General features: G+C 37.9%; 11 protein-coding genes. 6 read left to right on the top strand and 5 right to left on the bottom strand.

Annotation, left to right across the window (positions count from 1 at the left end; genetic code table 11):
• Positions 1-345 precede the first annotated feature (345 nt).
• The 3 genes from FEDK69T_RS03975 to FEDK69T_RS03985 form a co-directional block, all read right to left on the bottom strand.
• On the bottom strand, positions 346-1,488 hold the full coding sequence (locus FEDK69T_RS03975; protein ID WP_240473177.1) for a C1 family peptidase: 1,143 nt from the start codon (positions 1,486-1,488) through the stop codon (positions 346-348).
• Positions 1,489-1,685: 197 nt separating this feature from the next.
• Positions 1,686-3,587 carry a S9 family peptidase gene (locus tag FEDK69T_RS03980; protein WP_023572859.1) on the bottom strand — a complete coding sequence of 634 codons (1,902 nt, stop codon included), beginning with the start codon at positions 3,585-3,587 and terminating at the stop codon, positions 1,686-1,688.
• Positions 3,588-3,713: 126 nt separating this feature from the next.
• Positions 3,714-6,926: a reprolysin-like metallopeptidase gene (locus FEDK69T_RS03985; protein WP_023572860.1), complete on the bottom strand. Its 3,213-nt coding sequence runs from the start codon at positions 6,924-6,926 to the stop codon at positions 3,714-3,716.
• 341 nt (positions 6,927-7,267) lie between these two features.
• On the opposite strand from FEDK69T_RS03985, the gene FEDK69T_RS03990 reads away from it, so the two are divergent.
• From FEDK69T_RS03990 to FEDK69T_RS04015, 6 genes are all read left to right on the top strand, one after another.
• On the top strand, positions 7,268-8,503 hold the full coding sequence (locus FEDK69T_RS03990) for a dicarboxylate/amino acid:cation symporter (RefSeq protein WP_035630745.1): 1,236 nt from the start codon (positions 7,268-7,270) through the stop codon (positions 8,501-8,503).
• Positions 8,504-8,523: 20 nt separating this feature from the next.
• Positions 8,524-9,207, top strand: coding sequence for a DedA family protein (locus FEDK69T_RS03995; RefSeq protein ID WP_023572863.1), 684 nt, complete (start codon positions 8,524-8,526; stop codon positions 9,205-9,207).
• Positions 9,208-9,212: 5 nt separating this feature from the next.
• A complete protein-coding gene (locus tag FEDK69T_RS04000) occupies positions 9,213-10,325 on the top strand; it encodes an NAD(P)/FAD-dependent oxidoreductase (RefSeq protein ID WP_023572864.1) in 1,113 nt (370 codons plus the stop codon).
• Between the two features lie 15 nt (positions 10,326-10,340).
• The gene (locus FEDK69T_RS04005; RefSeq protein ID WP_023572865.1) at positions 10,341-15,146 is read left to right on the top strand and encodes a fibronectin type III domain-containing protein; all 4,806 of its coding nucleotides are present in this window, start codon (positions 10,341-10,343) and stop codon (positions 15,144-15,146) included.
• Between the two features lie 17 nt (positions 15,147-15,163).
• The gene (gene mtgA, locus FEDK69T_RS04010; RefSeq protein ID WP_023572866.1) at positions 15,164-15,922 is read left to right on the top strand and encodes a monofunctional biosynthetic peptidoglycan transglycosylase; all 759 of its coding nucleotides are present in this window, start codon (positions 15,164-15,166) and stop codon (positions 15,920-15,922) included.
• A gap of 117 nt (positions 15,923-16,039) precedes the next feature.
• Complete coding sequence (locus tag FEDK69T_RS04015; RefSeq protein ID WP_023572867.1) at positions 16,040-16,840, top strand: TIGR00266 family protein; 801 nt, start codon at positions 16,040-16,042, stop codon at positions 16,838-16,840.
• Between the two features lie 60 nt (positions 16,841-16,900).
• On the opposite strand, the gene FEDK69T_RS04020 is transcribed toward FEDK69T_RS04015, so the two are convergent.
• Positions 16,901-17,905, bottom strand: a complete 1,005-nt coding sequence (locus tag FEDK69T_RS04020; RefSeq protein ID WP_023572868.1) for a transglutaminase domain-containing protein — start codon at positions 17,903-17,905, stop codon at positions 16,901-16,903.
• Positions 17,906-17,914: 9 nt separating this feature from the next.
• The gene (locus FEDK69T_RS16080; protein ID WP_023572869.1) at positions 17,915-18,592 is read right to left on the bottom strand and encodes a carboxypeptidase-like regulatory domain-containing protein; all 678 of its coding nucleotides are present in this window, start codon (positions 18,590-18,592) and stop codon (positions 17,915-17,917) included.
• Positions 18,593-18,749 lie beyond the last annotated feature (157 nt).

The following is an 18,749-nucleotide window of genomic DNA, read 5'->3' on the forward strand; positions in this document are numbered from 1 at the left end:
TCCAAGGATGCAAATATAACCTTTAAATGTAAGTCAAAATGAAAATGCTTTTAAACACAGAATTGACATTGGGATTTTATAATGAGTAATCTAGGCTAAACTAACCCTCGCATAACGGTGGTTTTATGAATTTGGGGTTTTAAGGCATATGTTGGCGTTAGCTATTTTTCATATTATCAGGTTCCTTCTTCTTATTCCTTTCTTCCAATCACTAAAGTTAGTTCCTGCTTTATGATTTTGTTATTCTTTGTTCCGCAAAGTTGTCTTTGGAAAAGATTAGGCCAAAAAAAATCCCGAAGTCTAAACCTTCGGGATTTGATTTTTGATTGATGATTGTATGTATTCTTAAACGCCTAATTTCTTAGCGATAGCAGTTGGAACCGCTTTTTTGTGTAACATGATTGCAGTTGCTTTGTATTTAGCGAACTCTTTACTCATATATAAATAACCTTTGTAGTCGTTTGATTGTCCCCAAGAGTTTTTAACGATATAGTATTCTTTACCATTTTGGTCTTTTGAAATTCCAACGATGTGCATACCGTGATCGTCAGTGGTTGTGTAGTTGTCGAACGCTTTCTGACGCATTTCTTCAGTAACAACAGCTTCTTTTTTAGGGCCGTTGAACAAATCAGCTTTCTCATCAGCTGTCATGTCTTCCACTTTTTTCTCAGGAACGAAAGCTACTCCGTTTTTCCAAGAGAAACTTTTCTCACTTACATCACCAGCCCAAGCAACTGAATAACCGTTTTTCAAAGCGTTGTCAATGATATCTGTCAATTCGTTCATTTTAACATTGTACACTTGATCGAAAGACCAGTTGTCCGGCACCATCAAAGTGAATTTTGTGTAATATGGGTGTTCTTGTAATGAGGAGATTTCTACATAATCATCCGCATTAATTCCAACTACTTCTTTAGCGAAAGTTTCAGGAGTATACGTTTTTCCATTGTATTGGAATGATTTTGGAGCCTGACCCAAATAAGAATCAATCACTGCCGTATATGCTTTTTCCCAGTTTGGAGTTAGTTCTCCGTTCGGATTGCTCACAACTGCTTTAAGAACTCCTTCTCCTATAGCAGCCATTTCAGCAAATTTATTTTTATCAGTACCATAGTTCAAACCTGTATAAACAGATTGTGGAACAGCACCATATTTTTTGTACATGTTGATTACATCGTGGAACGCACCACCATCACCTAAAGAAACAGCACCGTGCATACGAACATAATTTCTTCCTTTCTCGATATAAGCGTTTCTTGCCGAGAAAATCTGAGACAATTCTACAGGTTTTTTGCCCATACGGATCATTTCTGACTCCAAGAAAGAGTTAGCAGAATAACTCCAGCATGTTCCGGAAGACCCTTGGTTTTTAATCGAAGTGTTCTCGATGTTAACTACATCAGTAAATTTGAATGATTCTTTACTTTTTTCGCTTGCATTGATTTTTAGCGAATTCACTAAATTATCTTGTGCATAAGCCGACGACATACTCACGATTAATGCAGATGCTACAAGAAAAGGTTTGATAGGAATTGATAACATAGTTTTGTTTTTAATTTTCACTATTGGTTGGTAAAATTATGAATTGTTACAATTCAAAATTCATTTTAACAACAATTTATGTTTTAATTATGATATAAAAAATCCCTTCTTGAACTTACATCAGAAGGGATTTTTGTGCTTTTTTACAATGTTTCTTTTAACCATTTGAAGAACTCACGTTGCCATACCAAACCGTTTTGCGGTTTCAGCACCCAATGGTTTTCTTCCGGGAACAAAAGGAAGCGGCTTTTAATGCCTTTTAATTGTGCTGCCTGGAAGGCTTCCTGGCCTTGTCCGATAGGGACGCGATAATCTTTTCCGCCTTGAATGATCATAATTGGCGTGTTCCAGTTGTTCACCATATTGATTGGGTTGAACTGAGAATATGTTTTTTGCACATCAGCATTGTTTTTCTCCCAGTATGCGCCTCCGTGTTCAAAGTTGTTGAAGAATACTTCTTCGGTAGTGCCGTACATACTTTGTAGGTTGAAAACACCACAGTGTGAGATGAATGTTTTAAAACGGTTTTTGTGGATTCCCGCCAGATAGAAAACAGAGTAACCTCCGTAGCTTGCTCCAACTGCTCCCAAACGCGTTTTGTCTACGTACGATTCTTTGGCTACATCGTCGATAGCCGCAAGGTAATCGTTCATTACCTGTCCACCCCAGTCCTTACTAATGTCTTCATTCCATTTTACACCGTGCCCAGGCATACCGCGACGGTTTGGGGCTACCACAATGTAACCTTGAGCGGCCATGGTTTGGAAATTCCATCGGAACGAATAATATTGTGTAAGTGCACTTTGAGGCCCACCTTGACAATACAGTAGGGCAGGGTATTTCTTGGTCTTGTCGAAATTTGGAGGAAGGATTACCCAAACCACCATTTTTTTACCATCAGTAGTGGTAACGATTCTTTTTTCGGTTTTGCTTAAAGACAATTTGCTGTAAACATCCGTGTTTACATTCGTGATTTGTTTCCAAGTTTTATTCTTGAATTCATATGAATAGATTTCAGAAGCGTGGTTCATGTCGTTTCGTGCCAAAATCACTTTTCCGTCAGCGAAGCCTACAATTTCGGTCACATCGAAATCACCGCTTGTAATTTGTTTTACGGTAACAGCAATTTTAGTCAGTCCAGGGAAATTCACTTCGAATAATTGTTTCGTTCCGTCGAATGGAGCGATAAAATATACTTTTTTGCCGTCTTCACTCCATTTGAAACTTTCTACAGTTCCATCCCAACCTGCAGTCAGGTTAATGTCCATCCCTTTGAAGTGCACAATGATGTCGTTTTTGTCGGCTTCATAACCGTCACGTTTCATTTGCAGCCAGGTTAGGTTTCCGGTTGGAGAATATAGTGGGTGCGTATCGTATCCTAAATTATTTTCGGTTAAATTTTTTGTGGTTTTAGTTTCGATATTGTATTCATATAAATCTGTATTGGTACTGATGGCATAAGCCGTTCCCGATTTCTTTTTACAAACGTAAACGATGCTTTTGCCATCAGGTGACCAGATGTAATCCTCATCCCCTCCGTGTGGTTTTTGTGGCGTGTCGAAAGATTCTCCTTTCATGATATCCATCGGAACCGTTTTGTCGTTGTTCTCAGTAAAGAATACGTGGTTGTACGTTCCGTCGTTCCAGGTGTCCCAATGACGGTAATTCAATCCGTCGTAAACCTGAGCATCTGCCTTTTTTAGGTCGGAGTACAAATCTTTGCCCAACACTTTTTCGACTTTCACTTCTTTATGCGAAAGCGTATATTTTCCGTCGGAAGAAAGGTTTTTATTTTTCACCAGGTCTTTGGTGTCCTGAACCTCTGTTGCTGTCCCTCCGTTTAGCGGAATGGTGAAGAATTTAGAATTCGACTTGTTTTCCTCAACAGAAGGCGTAGATACTTTGTAAACAATATTTTTACCGTCTTTGGAAAGTCCGATTGGCGTTACACGGCCTAATTTCCATAATAGTTCAGGCGTCATCACATCCTGAGCAGAAGCAGATAGTCCCATCATTCCAAGCGTTAAAATAAGGAGTTTTTTCATTGTTGCTATTTTTTGAAAGAAAGGCTAAAATTAATGATTTTATCGAATCGATTATTGTATTGGATTGAATTAACAAAAAGCCCCGGCAAATGCGGGGCTTTTTTTAATTTCTAAAGAGGGAAAAAATTATTTTTTGATGAAACGTTTTGTAGTTACGTTACCGTTATCGGAAATTTCTAAAAGATAGTTTCCGGATCCGATAGTTGAAACGTCAATCGATCCATTGTTGAATTTACCGTTTGCTACTGTTTGTCCCATCAAATTGTAAACTTTATAAGTAGCGTTTTCTGAAACTTCCGTTGCGTTCAACAAGTCAGTTGCTGGGTTTGGATACAATTTAACCGCAGTAAGTGTATTGATTGCTACTGTTTCTTTGACAGTAGAAGTGATGTTCACGGTATAATCTTCCACTTGTCCGTAAGTGAATGTTTCGCAAGAAGTTGGTACTCCATTATATTTCAATGAAACTCTCATTCTTGTTGCTCCCAATGTTGCCGTAGCAGGGATTGTAAACGTTCCGCTTACTGGAGTTGTTGTAGAAGCTGTTTTGCTCCATACTAATTCTCCTGCATCTGTGAAAACACCATTTTGGTTGTAGTCGATCCAAACGGCATAGCCTTCAGGATAAACTGTCGAAGTCCAAGTCGGCGTAATCGTAATGGTATTTGATGTTCCACGAACAGCATTTGTAGATAAAGAAGTGAAGTTCTCATATCCGGCAGTTCCTGTAGAGGTATTGTTGATTGATCCAAAAACGACTTTACCTATTCTCTCATCCGAGGTGTTGTTTCCTTGTGAAGTACAATAAGTAATCGATGTGGATAAAGTTGTTACGTTCACGGTGTTGCTCGCAGCAGAAATATTTCCGGCCGCATCTTTTGCTTTTACAGAGAAAGTATAAGCAGTCGCCGGAGTTAATCCTGTTACATTATACGTTGTAGTAGTAACGGTTCCTAACAAAGTAGTTCCGCGATAAACATCATATCCGGTTACTCCCACATTGTCTGTAGAAGCTGTCCATGATAAGTTGGTTGTGGTTTGCGTGGTTCCCGAAGCTGTTAAGTTCGTTGGAGCAGATGGAGCAGTTGTGTCAGACGATGATAATGTAGTTACATTAACGGTGTTGCTTGAAGCAGAGATATTTCCGGCTGCATCTTTCGCTTTTACAGAAAAAGTATAAGCTGTTGCAGGTGTTAATCCTGTTACATTGTAAGTTGCAGTGGAAACGGTTCCTAATAAAGTAGTTCCGCTGTAAACATCATATCCAGTTACTCCTACGTTGTCAGTAGATGCATTCCAAGATAAGTTTGTAGTTGTTGCCGTTGTGCCTGAAGCCGTTAAATTGGTAGGGGCAGAAGGAGCGGTTGTGTCTGAGGTTCCTGACGTAATGGTAAAGTTTGTGTTCGAAACATCAAAGAAAATATGGTTAGAACCTTTTACCATGATTCTGTTCTGTGTGCCCGGAGTATTAGGAACAGTGATGGCTTGTGTTCCATCATTAGGTGATGCTGCCAATAAAGTAGACCATGTTGCGCCATTATTGTTAGAGATTAAAATATCAACGTTAGCACAGTTTACACCGTTTGCTGTTGTTCCTGCAACGTTCCATGTAACCGTTTGTGATGAACCGCCAACCCATGAAACAGCTGTGTTTGGTGCGCTTACAGAGAATGGTCCGGCAGTACCGTTTACGGTAACTATCATATCATCACTGTTGTTAGCCGGTCCTCCGGCTCTGTTATCGCGAACCGTAAATCTGAAGTTTAAAGTTCTTGCTACAGAAGGTAACGCTTCTACTGTAATTTCCGAACCTGAGGTCGTAGTTGCTCCCGCTAGGGTTCTTGACATAATTGGGAAATATCTGGTCGGTGAGGTGGTCGGCGAATACGATCTGAATGTCGGTCCGCTTGTTTTTGTGGCGCTGGCTGCCGAACTCGCTCCTGTTTGTGATGATGAAGCATTGTCCATTTCTTCCCAAATGTAAGTAAGGGCATCGCCATTAGCGTCTGTACCGGTTCCGGTTAGCATGAACGGGGTGCTTTTCGGAATAGTATAATCCAATCCAGCATTAGCTGTTGGAACTGAATTTCCTGTTGGTGTATTGGTCTGACAGGTTTTAGATTTGATGTTGTTGGTTACCTGTTGAATGCTTACAGCATGAAAATACGCATCCGAATGGGCCTGGATATCCTGACTAGTGATACCTGCGTATCCCATAATGGTTGAACCACTTCCCGGTTCCATATTTGCACCGGTACCTTCATTGTTCATTGAAAAAGTGTGATTGGCTCCGAATTGGTGTCCTAATTCGTGTGCTACGTAGTCGATGTCGAAGTTGTCTCCTGAAGGGATTCCATCAGCAGGAGATGTGTATCCGCTTCCTTTTTGACCATTTACGCAAACGCATCCGATACAACCGGCGTTACCACCGCCACCAGTGGCTCCGAAAAGGTGTCCGACATCATAATTCGCTTCTCCGATAACCGAAGTCAAAGTCGACTGCAGCTGAGAATTCCAGTTGGACATCCCGCTCGCAGCAGAATAAGGGTCGGTAGATGCGCTTGTGTAAATTACAGCATCATTATTAGCAATCAAATTCATGTGAACCCCAAAGTCTTTTTCGAAAACACCGTTTACGCGGGTCATCGTATTGTTGATTGCTGCTAATGCTAATGCTTTTGTTCCGCCAAAATAAGCAGTATATTCACCTGTTACCGACATGGCCAAACGGAAATTTCGTAAAGTCGCATCGTCGGCATTTGGTCGTAAGGTTTCGCCTGAACTGGCAACGGCTGCTGTTGCGTTGTCAATCACCTTACAATCAAAATGAGAAAGTGATCTTAGTTTGTCTGCTTTTTTGAAAACTGAATAGGTTTTTAAATCCTGTGAATACGGTTCGATGAAAACGGCCGATTGGTCAGCATTAACCTGCATGGTTTGTAAACCAAGTGGAGAAACACTGAAGTGGATAGTTGATGAAGGATTATCGATTCCCTGTCCAACATAGGATTTTATTTCCGGAAAACGTGCTGCCAGTCCGGGTTCCATGTTGGAAGCTTCCAGGATGCGGAAGCGTTCCATTTGTCCTTCGGCATTGGGGAATGATACTATTACACTTGATTTTTCTGTATTAATTCCTCTTTTAGGTGAATTAAGTAAAGCTGTTTTTAATCCGTTGATGTCTAATTCGAACAGATTTTTAGTAGGTAAGGTAGCTCCTCTTTGTGTAGTAACAACGTTACTTTTTTTTGAAGAAAGCTTCCAGAATGATCCCCCGTTTTGCGCGAAAGAGGAACTCGTAAATGCCAGTAAGGCAATTGAGAGTAGTCTGTACTTCATAATTTTTTGGGTGTTTGTTGATATTTGTTTTTCAAATTTTCAGCGTAAATATATTTAACATTTTTATTAAATAAACAATAATATTTAACAAATTTTAAATATAAAGACAGAAATAACACAAAATGAAGGATGGAAAAGCACCTTTTTAGCAAAATAATGCAGGGTAAAAAGTTTTTTTTATTGTGAAATATGTATTTGAAAAGACTTTTTAGAGTAAAAAATTATGTAATTCATAATTCTTTGTTTCCTAAATATTTAGTAGGTATTCCGGTTTTTATTACAGAAAGGAAAGGCAGTTTCAAAAAATATGACTATTTTCACCGACTAAAATTTGTTTCGAAGTGAAAAGCAATAACAAACTCTTTATAGCGATTATCGTCGCATTAATTCTTGGTGTTATTTTGGGAGGTATTGTTCACTACCAATTTATTGAATCCAAGGAGGTATTTTCAAAAAACATAAAATTATTGGGTACCGTATTTATCCGAATGGTCCAAATGATTATTGCACCGTTGGTGTTCACAACCTTAGTGGTAGGAATTGCCAAAATGGGCGATATGAAAATGGTTGGCCGTGTAGGAGCAAAAGCAATGGGATGGTTTATTTCTGCCTCATTGGTTTCGCTTTTGTTGGGGATGGTGCTGGTAAATACATTAGCGCCCGGAAAAGGGACTAATATTAAAATGGATGATGCTTCTTCGGCTTCCGAGTTATTGGAAAAAACACAATCATTTTCGTTGGAAGAATTCGTAAAGCATGTTGTTCCAAAGAGTGTCTTTGAGTCATTTGCTACCAATGAAATCCTGCAGATTGTAATCTTCTCAATCTTTTTCGGTATCGCATTGTCTTCGTTCAGCAAAAAAGAAGCTAAGCCCATTTTAAAACTTTTCGACCGCATTTCGCATGTGGTCTTAAAAATGGTGACTTACATTATGTGGTTGGCGCCGTTGGGGGTTTTTGGCGCTGTAGCTGCCGCTGTTGCGAATTACGGATTTGAAATCTTCAGTTTGTATGCGAATTATCTTTTGGCTTTTGCCTTTGGTATTATTCTACTATGGATACTTCTGCTTTTAGTGGGTTATCTGATACTTGGTAACCGTTTGTGGGATTTATTAAGACGAATCAAGAGCCCGCTGCTGATTGCATTTTCAACAACCAGTAGTGAGGCAGTATTCCCCAAAATGGTTGAAGAATTAGAGCGTTTCGGTTGTCAGCCGAGAATTGTGTCGTTTACATTACCGTTAGGGTATTCGTTCAATCTTGACGGAAGTATGATGTACATGACCTTTGCCAGTATTTTTATTGCACAGGTTTATGGAATTGACATGCCATTGGATAAACAGCTGACCATGTTGCTGGTTTTAATGCTTACAAGCAAAGGCGTTGCCGGTGTGCCGAGGGCTTCACTGATTGTAGTTGTGGCGACTTGTGCCATGTTCGGTATCCCGCCGGAAGGAATTGCACTTATTTTACCGATTGACCATTTCTGTGATATGGCAAGAAGTATGACTAACGTGTTAGGAAATGCGTTGGCAACCAGTGCGGTTGATAAATGGGAAACGAAAAGCGTAAATTAATTATTTAAAAAAATATCCAAATGAAAGAGTTTCACTGGACACAGTTGTTAAACCCTGAATTTTACATCAATCTCGAAATAGCCGGGCATCACATCGGAATTTATGTGGTTCTGTTTATTGTTTTTGCCGAAACCGGGTTATTTGCAGGATTCTTTTTGCCAGGCGACAGTCTGTTGTTCCTTAGCGGAATTTACAGTGAAACGCTAATGCAGGAATTGATTTATATTGAGAACGAATTTACCAATGTAGCGGTTTTAGCAACCTTGGTAGGGATTGCCGGAATTATAGGTAATGTCTTTGGTTATTGGTTCGGAGCCAAAAGCGGGCATTTCCTATATTCGAAAAAAGATAATTTCTGGTTCAAAAAGAAATACCTTATCCAATCCCGTTTGTTTTTTGAGAAACACGGTGGAAGGGCTATTATTTTTGCCAGATTCTTGCCTATCATTAGAACATTCGCGCCGATTGTGGCCGGAATTGTTCAGATGCCAAAGCAAAAATTTATGTTTTATAACATACTTAGTTCATTCCTTTGGTCGTTCGTGCTGATATTTGCCGGACATTATCTTTATACCTATTTATTAGAGCGCAATATTATCGACCTTAAGAAAAATATTGAATTGATCGTAATCGGTATCATCGTTGTTTCAACGGCGCCTTTAGTAATCAATTCAATCAAAAATAAAATGAAAGTCAGAAAATAAAGACCATGGATGTTAGCTATTGGGAACTGAAGAATTGGTTTGCCAACGTTGATTATACTGTTGTTGGCAGCGGTATCGTAGGGCTTCATGCGGCCTTGCATCTTCGCGAACGTTTTCCCGAGAGCAAAATTCTTATCCTTGAAAAAGGGGCGCTGCCCGAAGGTGCCAGTACTAAAAACGCCGGTTTTGCCTGTTTTGGCAGTTTGTCCGAAATTATAGAGGATTTACGAAATTACAGTGAAGAGGAAGTTGTTCAGTTAATACAGAAACGCTGGAACGGACTCAATCTGTTGCGCAAACGTTTAAGTGATGCCGCAATCGATTTCAAACCTTATGGAGGTTATGAAGTTTTTCTGAAGGAGGATGAAAGTACCTATGCCGAATGCCTTCAGAAATTGCCTTTCATTAATGAAATCCTGAGACCCCTTTTCAAATCCGATGTTTTTGCCAAAGAAGTGGATCGATTCGATTTTAAAGGAATTCATGAGTATTTGATCTTCAATCCATTTGAAGGACAAATTGATACCGGGAACATGATGCAGGCTTTACTTAAAGAAGCTGTTACCAATAATATTCTGATTTTAAACCGACAAACCGTAACGGATTATCATGATTCAGGCAGCGGGGTTCAGGTAAATACAACTGATTTTTCGTTTACTTCCAAAAAACTGTTGTTTGCTACCAATGGTTTTGCAGATAAATTAACTCAAGGAGAAGTTCGTCCCGCAAGAGCACAGGTCCTGATTACAGAACCTATTCCGAACCTTGATATTAAGGGAACTTTTCACATAGACGGGGGTTATTATTATTTCCGTAACATAGATAATAGAATCTTACTGGGTGGCGGAAGAAACCTTGACTTTGAAGGAGAAGCCACTTCCGAATTCGGCTTGACCGAAAAAATACAAAACCGTCTGGAACAATTGCTTTCTGAAGTTATCTTACCGAATACGGAATATAAAATTGCTCACCGCTGGAGCGGAATCATGGGCTTAGGATCACATAAAAAACCAATTATTGAACAATTGTCTGAAAATGTGTGTTGCGGTGTTCGCCTTGGAGGAATGGGCGTAGCTATAGGGAGTCTGGTCGGACAGGAATTAGCGGATTTAGTGTAAAAAATAACAGTCAACATGATGAAAAAGTACTTATTGTTTAAAGTTTTATTTGCATTTGTATTTCTGGGTTTTCAAGCTGATGTAAAGGCTCAATTTGTTTCATTGGATATTTCTGGAAATTATAAGATAAATGGAACCGGCGGAATATGGTGGGATTATCAATATAAGCCTACCGGAAGCTCAACTTATACACAATCGGCTATAATTCAGAACAATTCCGCGTCTTTGGTTAGGCTCAACCCTTTTGTTTCCTGGGATTTCAGGATCCGTTTTTATGGTTATACCGGCCAGCCGGGGCTTTGGGGATCGGATTATACCGTTAATTCAGAGTATGCGGCAATTTCAAAACTAACCGGTTATAGTTTTAATTTTGATACATCTCCAATTGTCGAAGGTTGGCGTGGTTACAGACTGCAAAATACTACATCGAATACTAACAGTAATATTGAAGAGGCTACTTATCTTGTAAACGGAACTTCAGGGAAGTCGCTTTTTATGGGCTGGAGAAGTGGTAACGGTGTAATGTTGGTGTCTCCGAAAATTACGGATTTGGCTACTGATAAAAAGTTCTCAATTTACGCAAACAGTTATCAGGGGAGTTATTCTGTAGTTTTGGGAACCATTGGAGATCCATATGATCCGGCAACATTTCATCCGTTAAAAACAGTCACGCTCACAGGGGGCGGTTTCAATAAAATCAATGTTTTTTTTAATAACTATGTAGGTTCCGATCAATATATTGCGATTAAGAGTTCCGGTAATTATGGCGATGTTTATTTCGATGATTTTAGTTACGAACAATCGGTTAACTGTTTTGACAATACCAATTTAACGGTTTCGGATGTAACGGAGAGTACGGCGAAAATTAATTTTACTGCTGATGCTTTACAAAACAATTGGGAACTGGAACTCAAGAACGTGACCTACGGCATTACGGAAACTATGATGATTGGTACTAATGTTGATTACCAGCTTCAAAATTTAACTGGGAACACGAACTATCAGGTAAAGGTAAGAGCTAATTGTGGGGAAGGGCTGTACTCGAATTGGACGCCGACACAATCCTTTACAACCTCTTGTTCTATAATCGCTGCGGGATACCAGACATCTTTTTTGGAGAAAAATTATTTCAATCCTTGTTGGTCCAGAATAGAAGTTGGTGCGAATGTTTATCAGGCCCCTATTGGCGGTAATACTAGTATAATACCCAGAACAGGAAGCAAGTATATTCAGATGATCAATTCATCTGTTTCATCTGCAAATAAATCATACCTGATAACACCTTATATAACCGATCTGGCTAACAATAAGAGGGTGAAATTCTTCTTGGTAGCAAAAGGAAATTCCGATTATATTACAAGTTCATTGATTATTGGGACAATGTCAAACCCCTCTGATGAGACTACATTTGTACCCCTGAAGACCATTTCACCATTGGAAATGAATGAAATCAATGGTTTTGAAGTGAATGATTTTTGGAAAGAACATATTGTTTATCTGGATAACTACAATAATGCTCTTGATCATCATTATATTGCAATTAAACAGAATAATATTCAGGACGGGAGTACTTTTCATATTGACGATTTTACTTACGAAGTAATACCATCCTGTAAAGAGCCGGTAAATCTTAAGATGGTAAAATCGACTTATGAGACAGCTATATTAAGTTGGGAAAATAATAACACACCTTCCAATGGAAGCTGGCAAATAGAATATGGTCCTTCCGGGTTTACATTAGGAACCGGAGTAACTATTAATGCTTCGACAACAACAGCTACACTTACAAACCTTTTGCCTTTTACGAATTACGAATTTTATGTTAGAAGCCAATGTGGTTCCGGATTCAGCAATTGGTCTGACCGTGGTGTTTTTAAAACAAAATGCGAAGGAGTTACTGCTGGTTATACCTATGATTTTGAGAATGGGAATTTTGACTCCAACTGTTGGGCAAGAATTACACCTAAAATTAGGGATGATTTTTATAGCGCAGATGCTTTTATTTATTATACTCAGCCATATGGTTCCACTCCGACAACTCCTCATTCCGGGACCAAGATGATTAGCATTATGTCTTCAAACAGCAGTCCGGATAATTATGAAAATGAGAAGACTATTTTAGTGCCACCACGCCTTATTGGTTTAAACAATGAAAGGAAGATTTCTTTTTGGGCATATGTCCCATCAAGTGTGTACAATAGCCTTACAAATATTCAGGTTGGGACACTTAGTGATCCTGAGGATTACCAAACTTTTGTGCCTTTTGAAAATATAACGACTGGCTTTCAGTTGGATGCCTGGAAAAAGTATGAAGTTGACTTCTCAGGGTACTATGGCAGCAATAAGTTTATAGGGATACGAATTTTTACATATGATGGAGATAATTATATTGTTTATCTCGATGATTTTGCATACGAGAATCATAATTGTGCAAAACCAACTAATTTATCTGCATTACAGTCTGGTGCGGACAGCGTGACTTTAAATTGGAACATCAATAATAATAATCCGGTTCATTGTGAGGTTGAATATGGCCCATTAGGTTTTACACCGGGAACAGGTACCGCTGTTACTGTAACAAGTCTTCCGTTAACCATTACGAATCTGTCTCCCAATACAAAATATCAGTTTAGAGTAAGAAACATCTGTGATTCAAACGTGGTAAACTGGAGCAATCTTTACAGTTTTAAAATTTCATGTATGGTAAGTGCTCCGTTCGAAGATAAATTCGATCAGTACCCAGCCACTAATGCCTATCTGATCCCGAATTTCTGTTGGACAGTTTATGAAAGTACCAGTCCTAATCAGATTTCAAATTTTAGTGGAGTGAGGCAATATTCTTTTAATAATTTTAACAGTTCGCCTAATTCCGCACAATTAATTTGCAATGATGTTTCTTCAAATACTCCAAATATTGTTGCGAACACTGCCTATTTTATATCTCCCTTTTTAAGTGATTTTGACAGCACTAAAAGGATTAAATTTTGGACGAAATCATTGCGAATTAAAAGTGGCGAGTATGTATCGGTTGGTGTTTTATCGAATCCTTTGGATTTAAGCACATTTGTGAGCTATCAGAATATTTATTTCGATAATGAAACGCCGTACGGAAAAGAAGTAAATATTGACTTTACTAACTATACTGGTAATGGTAAGTACATTGCTTTCAAATTTGTTGACAGCGAGATTGGCATAAGTTCAAAGGCTGTTTATTTTGACGATTTCAAATACCTGAGCCGACAGAATTGTATGGAGCCGGTTAATATCGAATTTTTAAATTTATCCAATGATTCTGTCTTATTGAAATGGAATAACACTAATGGCGAAAATGTAAAAATTGAGTACGGTCCGACAGGTTTTTTACCAGGGACAGGTCTTGTGGCTTACAGTACAACGAATCAAAGTTTAGTCGAGGGACTTTCTCAGAATACCGCTTACGACTTTTATTTTAAGACATTATGCGGTTCAGGAGAGTCTATAATCGTAGGGCCTAAGAAGATAACTACTACCTGTAATATTTATGCATTGCCTTGGGTGGAAAATTTTAGCAATATGACCGCTTACGGAAATAATTTGTTGCCTGACTGTTTTAAAATGTTATATGGTAATTTTTCGGCTAAAAATGCTCCGCAAACCGTTAATGGTTATAATTATGATCATATAATAAATGGTGTTGGAGACAGTACATACCTTCATTTTATAGATAATTTTTCTACTAAAATTCATACTCCAATGTTTAATCTGATTGCAGGGACAACATATAAATTCAGTCTTTTTGCAAGATGTTCTTACCAGTATGGCCCAGGGGCCATTTATGCTTCGATAGGTAGAGGCCAGGAAGAACATTATATGGAGGCAAATCTTCAAACAGTAGGGAGTTTAACGGAATATAATTACAGCCCGTTTAATTTCTATTTTACGCCAGTTGAATCAGGTGATTACAGTTATCTGGTTAATTTTATGGGAAGCAGTTCCATTAATATGATTGCTGATAAATTTCAACTTGAAGAAGGTTATGAAAATCTTATAACAGCGTCTAGTGAGGTATTTGATTTTCAATCGGGCGTAAGTAATAAGCTGATTCTTGAAAGTACTTTGCAGAGCAAGATACTTAATTCGGGGGAACCTGGTAATTCAGCAAATAAGCTTTTAATAATGAATGGCTCCACCGATTCATCATCATGGATGGCAAAGGGTGATGTTTTGAGGAACAATGAAAGTACAAGTGGCGATGTTTGGAAGAATAATGTGAATAATATTACGAAAGTAAATATGAAAGTGGCTTCGGGTTCTGTTGTAGGGAACTTATATTTACGATTTAATTTAAAGCAGACCTTTAACAATAGCAATAATGAGTCGATGTTCAGGGTTTTGGTAAATGGGAACGTACTGGAAACAATTCGACCAACCACTTCTAATCAGGATGCTTTTGTAACTTATGAATATGATTTGACGCCTTACCTGGGCAATGATTTAAGAATTTCACTTCAACACATCGGAAAATCTTCAGGTGGAACTATAGGCGACAAGGCCTTTTTAGATAATATTGTCTTTTCACCTTCATCGCTGCTTTCTAATGAAGAAGTTGTATGGAGTAATTTGAAAGTCTATCCGAATCCAACAAAAAACCAGATTACTGTTTCTAACAGTGAAATACTTTCAAAAATTGAAATTATAAATATAACTGGACAAGTTTTGTTTTCTAATAAGCCAAATCAGTCTGAAGTTAAATTAGATTTGTCCGATTACCCCGTTAGTGTTTATTTTGTAAGGGTAACAAGTGATAATAAAAGTGCAATTATTAAAATTGTGAAAAATTAGAATTAGTATAAAGAGATATGGCTGCCAAAAAACCAGTAAAAAAACAACCGGCTAAAGCAAAACCCAAAACAGAAAAACGCAGTTTGAGAAGAAGAGTAGTCATATTTTTCCTAAAGCTTTTTTTATGGCTTTTCGGGTTGTCTATCCTATCCGTTATTATTTTCAAATTTGTGCCGGTACCCTTCACACCGTTAATGATAACTCGTGCCTTAGAGCAAAAAGAAGCCGGTAAAGAAATGACCTGCAGTCACGATTGGGTACCGTTGGAAGATATTTCGACAAATCTTCAAAAAGCCGTTATTGCCAGTGAAGACGGTAATTTCTTAAGGCACAATGGTTTCGATTTTAAAGCGCTGGCTTATGCTTATGAGAGCAATCAGCGAGGTAAAAAATTAAAAGGAGGAAGTACAATATCCCAGCAAACCGCCAAAAATGTCTTTTTATGGCAAGGCCGAAGTTATCTGCGTAAAGGTTTGGAAGCTTATTTTACCGTGCTGATCGAACTCATTTGGGGCAAAGAACGTATCATGGAAGTCTACCTGAACAGCATCGAAATGGGTGATGGCGTCTATGGAGCTCAAGCCGCCTGCGAACATTGGTATGATAAAGATGCAAAGAGTTTAACGAAGTATCAGGCCGCCGGAATAGCTGCCATCCTTCCCAATCCAAGAAAATTTAAAGCTTCTAATTCTTCCTCTTACACTAACAGAAGAAAGGATAAAATTGTTCGCGTCATGCGTCATATCGGAAAGATAGATTATGACTCTGGAAAGTAAACTCCGAGTATATTAGATGAATACAAAAAAGGTGTTTCCATAAGGAAGCACTTTTTTGTTTTCGGTAACATTTTTCAGGGTATAGCGTCTAATTGTTATAATCAAAAAACATAAAAAATGACATCACACGAAATAGATTACCATATTTATGGTGAAGAAATGCAATATGTTGAAATCGAATTGGATCCTCAGGAAGTGGTTATTGCCGAAGCAGGAAGCTTCATGATGATGGACAACGGGATCAAAATGGAAACGATTTTTGGAGACGGTTCCGGAGAACAACAAGGTTTTTTAGGTAAATTGATGACTGCCGGAAAACGCGTTTTAACTGGTGAAAGTCTGTTCATGACAGCTTATATCAATCAGGATGCAGGAAAACGAAAAGTCTCGTTCGCATCGCCTTACCCGGGAAAAATTGTTCCTATCGATTTAACAGAATACCAAGGGAAATTTATCTGCCAAAAAGATTCATTTCTTTGTGCTGCCAAAGGGGTTTCTGTTGGGATTGAATTCTCTCAGAAATTAGGCCGCGGATTATTCGGCGGAGAAGGTTTCATTATGCAGAAAATCGAAGGTGACGGAATGGCGTTCGTACACTCGGGGGGAACTTTGGCACGTAAGGAATTACAGCCGGGCGAAGTTCTGAAAGTAGATACGGGCTGTATCGTAGGATTCACCAAAGATGTGGATTACGACATCGAATTTGTCGGCGGAATCAAAAATTCGATTTTCGGTGGAGAAGGATTGTTCTATGCGACACTTCGCGGACCGGGAATCGTCTATATTCAATCGTTACCTTTCAGCAGATTGGCCGACCGAATTATCGCAGCAGCTCCAAAAGCTGGAGGAAGCGGAAGGGAAGAAGGAAGTTTGCTTGGCGGATTAGGACGAATGATCGACGGAGACAACAGATTCTAAGAATTATAATAAATAAAAAAGCGTTCAATTTCTGAACGCTTTTTTATTTATTAATTGTAGTTAGTTGTCTTCTACTTTAACAATATAAGTCGCAACAATATAATTTTCTACTTTAAGATGAACATCAAAATTTCCTTTCTTGTTAAACTTATACTTAAAAGTGGTTAATTCATTATTGTATTGAATATTATAAATGTTGTATGGAATTTCTTTTTCTCTGATTATTTCAATGAGAGAGGGGATATGTTTTTTATTGTCCAGATTTTTATAACTAAAAATTAGCACATCACCTTCTTTACAATTTACAACCATTTTACTTGGTGTAATAGGGTTGATATTTAATTTAAAAGTTTCACCGTAAACAAGTGGAGGCATATTTATTTTAACTTGTGTTGTATCATCGAAGAGAAACCATTTTTTCTCAATTGGAATATGATTTTTTGCAAATAAGTTAGGGTCAGCTAAAAAATAGCCATCGATATATTCTTTTATGAAATTTGATTTAGAATCTAAATAACCACTTGCCCAGGCTGCATCACATAAATACCATTTGTTGCCTAATTTTACGGCATTCCATGAGTGGTTTATTAAATCTAATGATTCGACATTTCCGTCGGCGGTTCGTCCATAACCATTAATGATTTTACACTCAATATTTGCAAAAAAACACAACTCTTTGATTAAATAGGCGTAGCCGGTACAAGTTGTTTTCTTGTTTATAAAGAGTTCTTTTAGTGCTTTTTTTTGGTATTGACGATTCCATTTAACGTAGGCTAAACTATCATTTTTAAACTTTCTCCTATTATTTATGATTTTTGTATTTTGGGCATCATCTGCTTTGATATTGTCACAGACCCAATAAAAAATTGCTCTGAATTTTTCAACATCAGTGCTAAGTTTATTAGTGAGTTTATGTGAAAGAATCGGAGGGTTATTTAGTTTTTCTCCTTCATTTAGTTTCGCAATATTGTCGGCTATTGTAAAATCGGTTGCGTCAAAATCTGAAATTTGCGCATTGATTACTGAGGTAAAAAATAATGTAAAAAAAAAATAAAAACGTTTCATTAGTTGCAATTATTTCTTTGAAGAATAAACTCCTTTTTTAGCTACTTTACCCAACGTCAAAAAAGTGCAAGATTCCATATGTACTTGTAATTCTATTTTTAAATCAGAATTTCCGCGGTCAATAGTTACTTTTTTGGATTCCATACCAATAAAACTAAATTCCAGGACATCTCCTCTTTTAAGTTTTTCAGGGAAAACAAAATACCCATCCATATCTGTTTGTGTTCCTTTTTGTGTTCCCTCAAGTACAACACTTACACCAGGTAATGACAAGCCTCCTTCAGTCACAACTCCTTTTACAGTGAGGAATTTTTGTGTAGTGCTGTTTTCTGTTTTTATGTCATTATCCTCTGATTTGCTTTCAGGTTTAATATCTTGAGCCTGCATGATGGAGCTGTTAAAAAAGGAAAAACAGGCAAGGCCAATCCCGCTTAAAAAACCCAGCCTATTTTTCTTTTTTCGAGCCTGTTGGTTATGATTTGTAATTTGGTCAGTTTTAAATCTTCCGCAAACATTATCGCTTTTTTCGCTTTTAAAATAATCAGTAATCTCTTTTGGAGATGATTTAGTAAAATCAACTACTTCTTTGCTGCAGGCATTACAAAATCCGCCTTTTGCAGTAGGAATGAATTTATTAAAATCTTCTGAGCATGGAGATTCGATATTTAGATAGAATTTATTTTTCAAATTAATTGTCTTTGTGATTGTAAGTAAAAAAATCTGCTTAAATAAACTGATTTGAATCCGTGCTTGCAATCAAGTTCAAAACAAATCTAACAAAAAACGACTTTCAAATCAATAGTCAGTCCGTCATAATTTCTGACAGTATTAGAATAATAATCGA

The organism is Flavobacterium enshiense DK69 (assembly GCF_000498495.1).
GTDB classification, from domain to species: Bacteria; Bacteroidota; Bacteroidia; order Flavobacteriales; family Flavobacteriaceae; genus Flavobacterium; species Flavobacterium enshiense.

Bases quoted from the DNA above. Each gene is read 5' to 3' on its own strand.
- FEDK69T_RS03975 (WP_240473177.1), bottom strand. From the start codon at position 1,488: ATGTCGTCGGCTTATGCACAAGATAATTTAGTGAATTCGCTAAAAATC.
- FEDK69T_RS03980 (WP_023572859.1), bottom strand. From the start codon at position 3,587: ATGAAAAAACTCCTTATTTTAACGCTTGGAATGATGGGACTATCTGCT.
- FEDK69T_RS03985 (WP_023572860.1), bottom strand. From the start codon at position 6,926: ATGAAGTACAGACTACTCTCAATTGCCTTACTGGCATTTACGAGTTCC.
- FEDK69T_RS03995 (WP_023572863.1), top strand. From the start codon at position 8,524: ATGAAAGAGTTTCACTGGACACAGTTGTTAAACCCTGAATTTTACATC.
- FEDK69T_RS04000 (WP_023572864.1), top strand. From the start codon at position 9,213: ATGGATGTTAGCTATTGGGAACTGAAGAATTGGTTTGCCAACGTTGAT.
- FEDK69T_RS04005 (WP_023572865.1), top strand. From the start codon at position 10,341: ATGATGAAAAAGTACTTATTGTTTAAAGTTTTATTTGCATTTGTATTT.
- mtgA (WP_023572866.1), top strand. From the start codon at position 15,164: ATGGCTGCCAAAAAACCAGTAAAAAAACAACCGGCTAAAGCAAAACCC.
- FEDK69T_RS04015 (WP_023572867.1), top strand. From the start codon at position 16,040: ATGACATCACACGAAATAGATTACCATATTTATGGTGAAGAAATGCAA.
- FEDK69T_RS04020 (WP_023572868.1), bottom strand. From the start codon at position 17,905: ATGAAACGTTTTTATTTTTTTTTTACATTATTTTTTACCTCAGTAATC.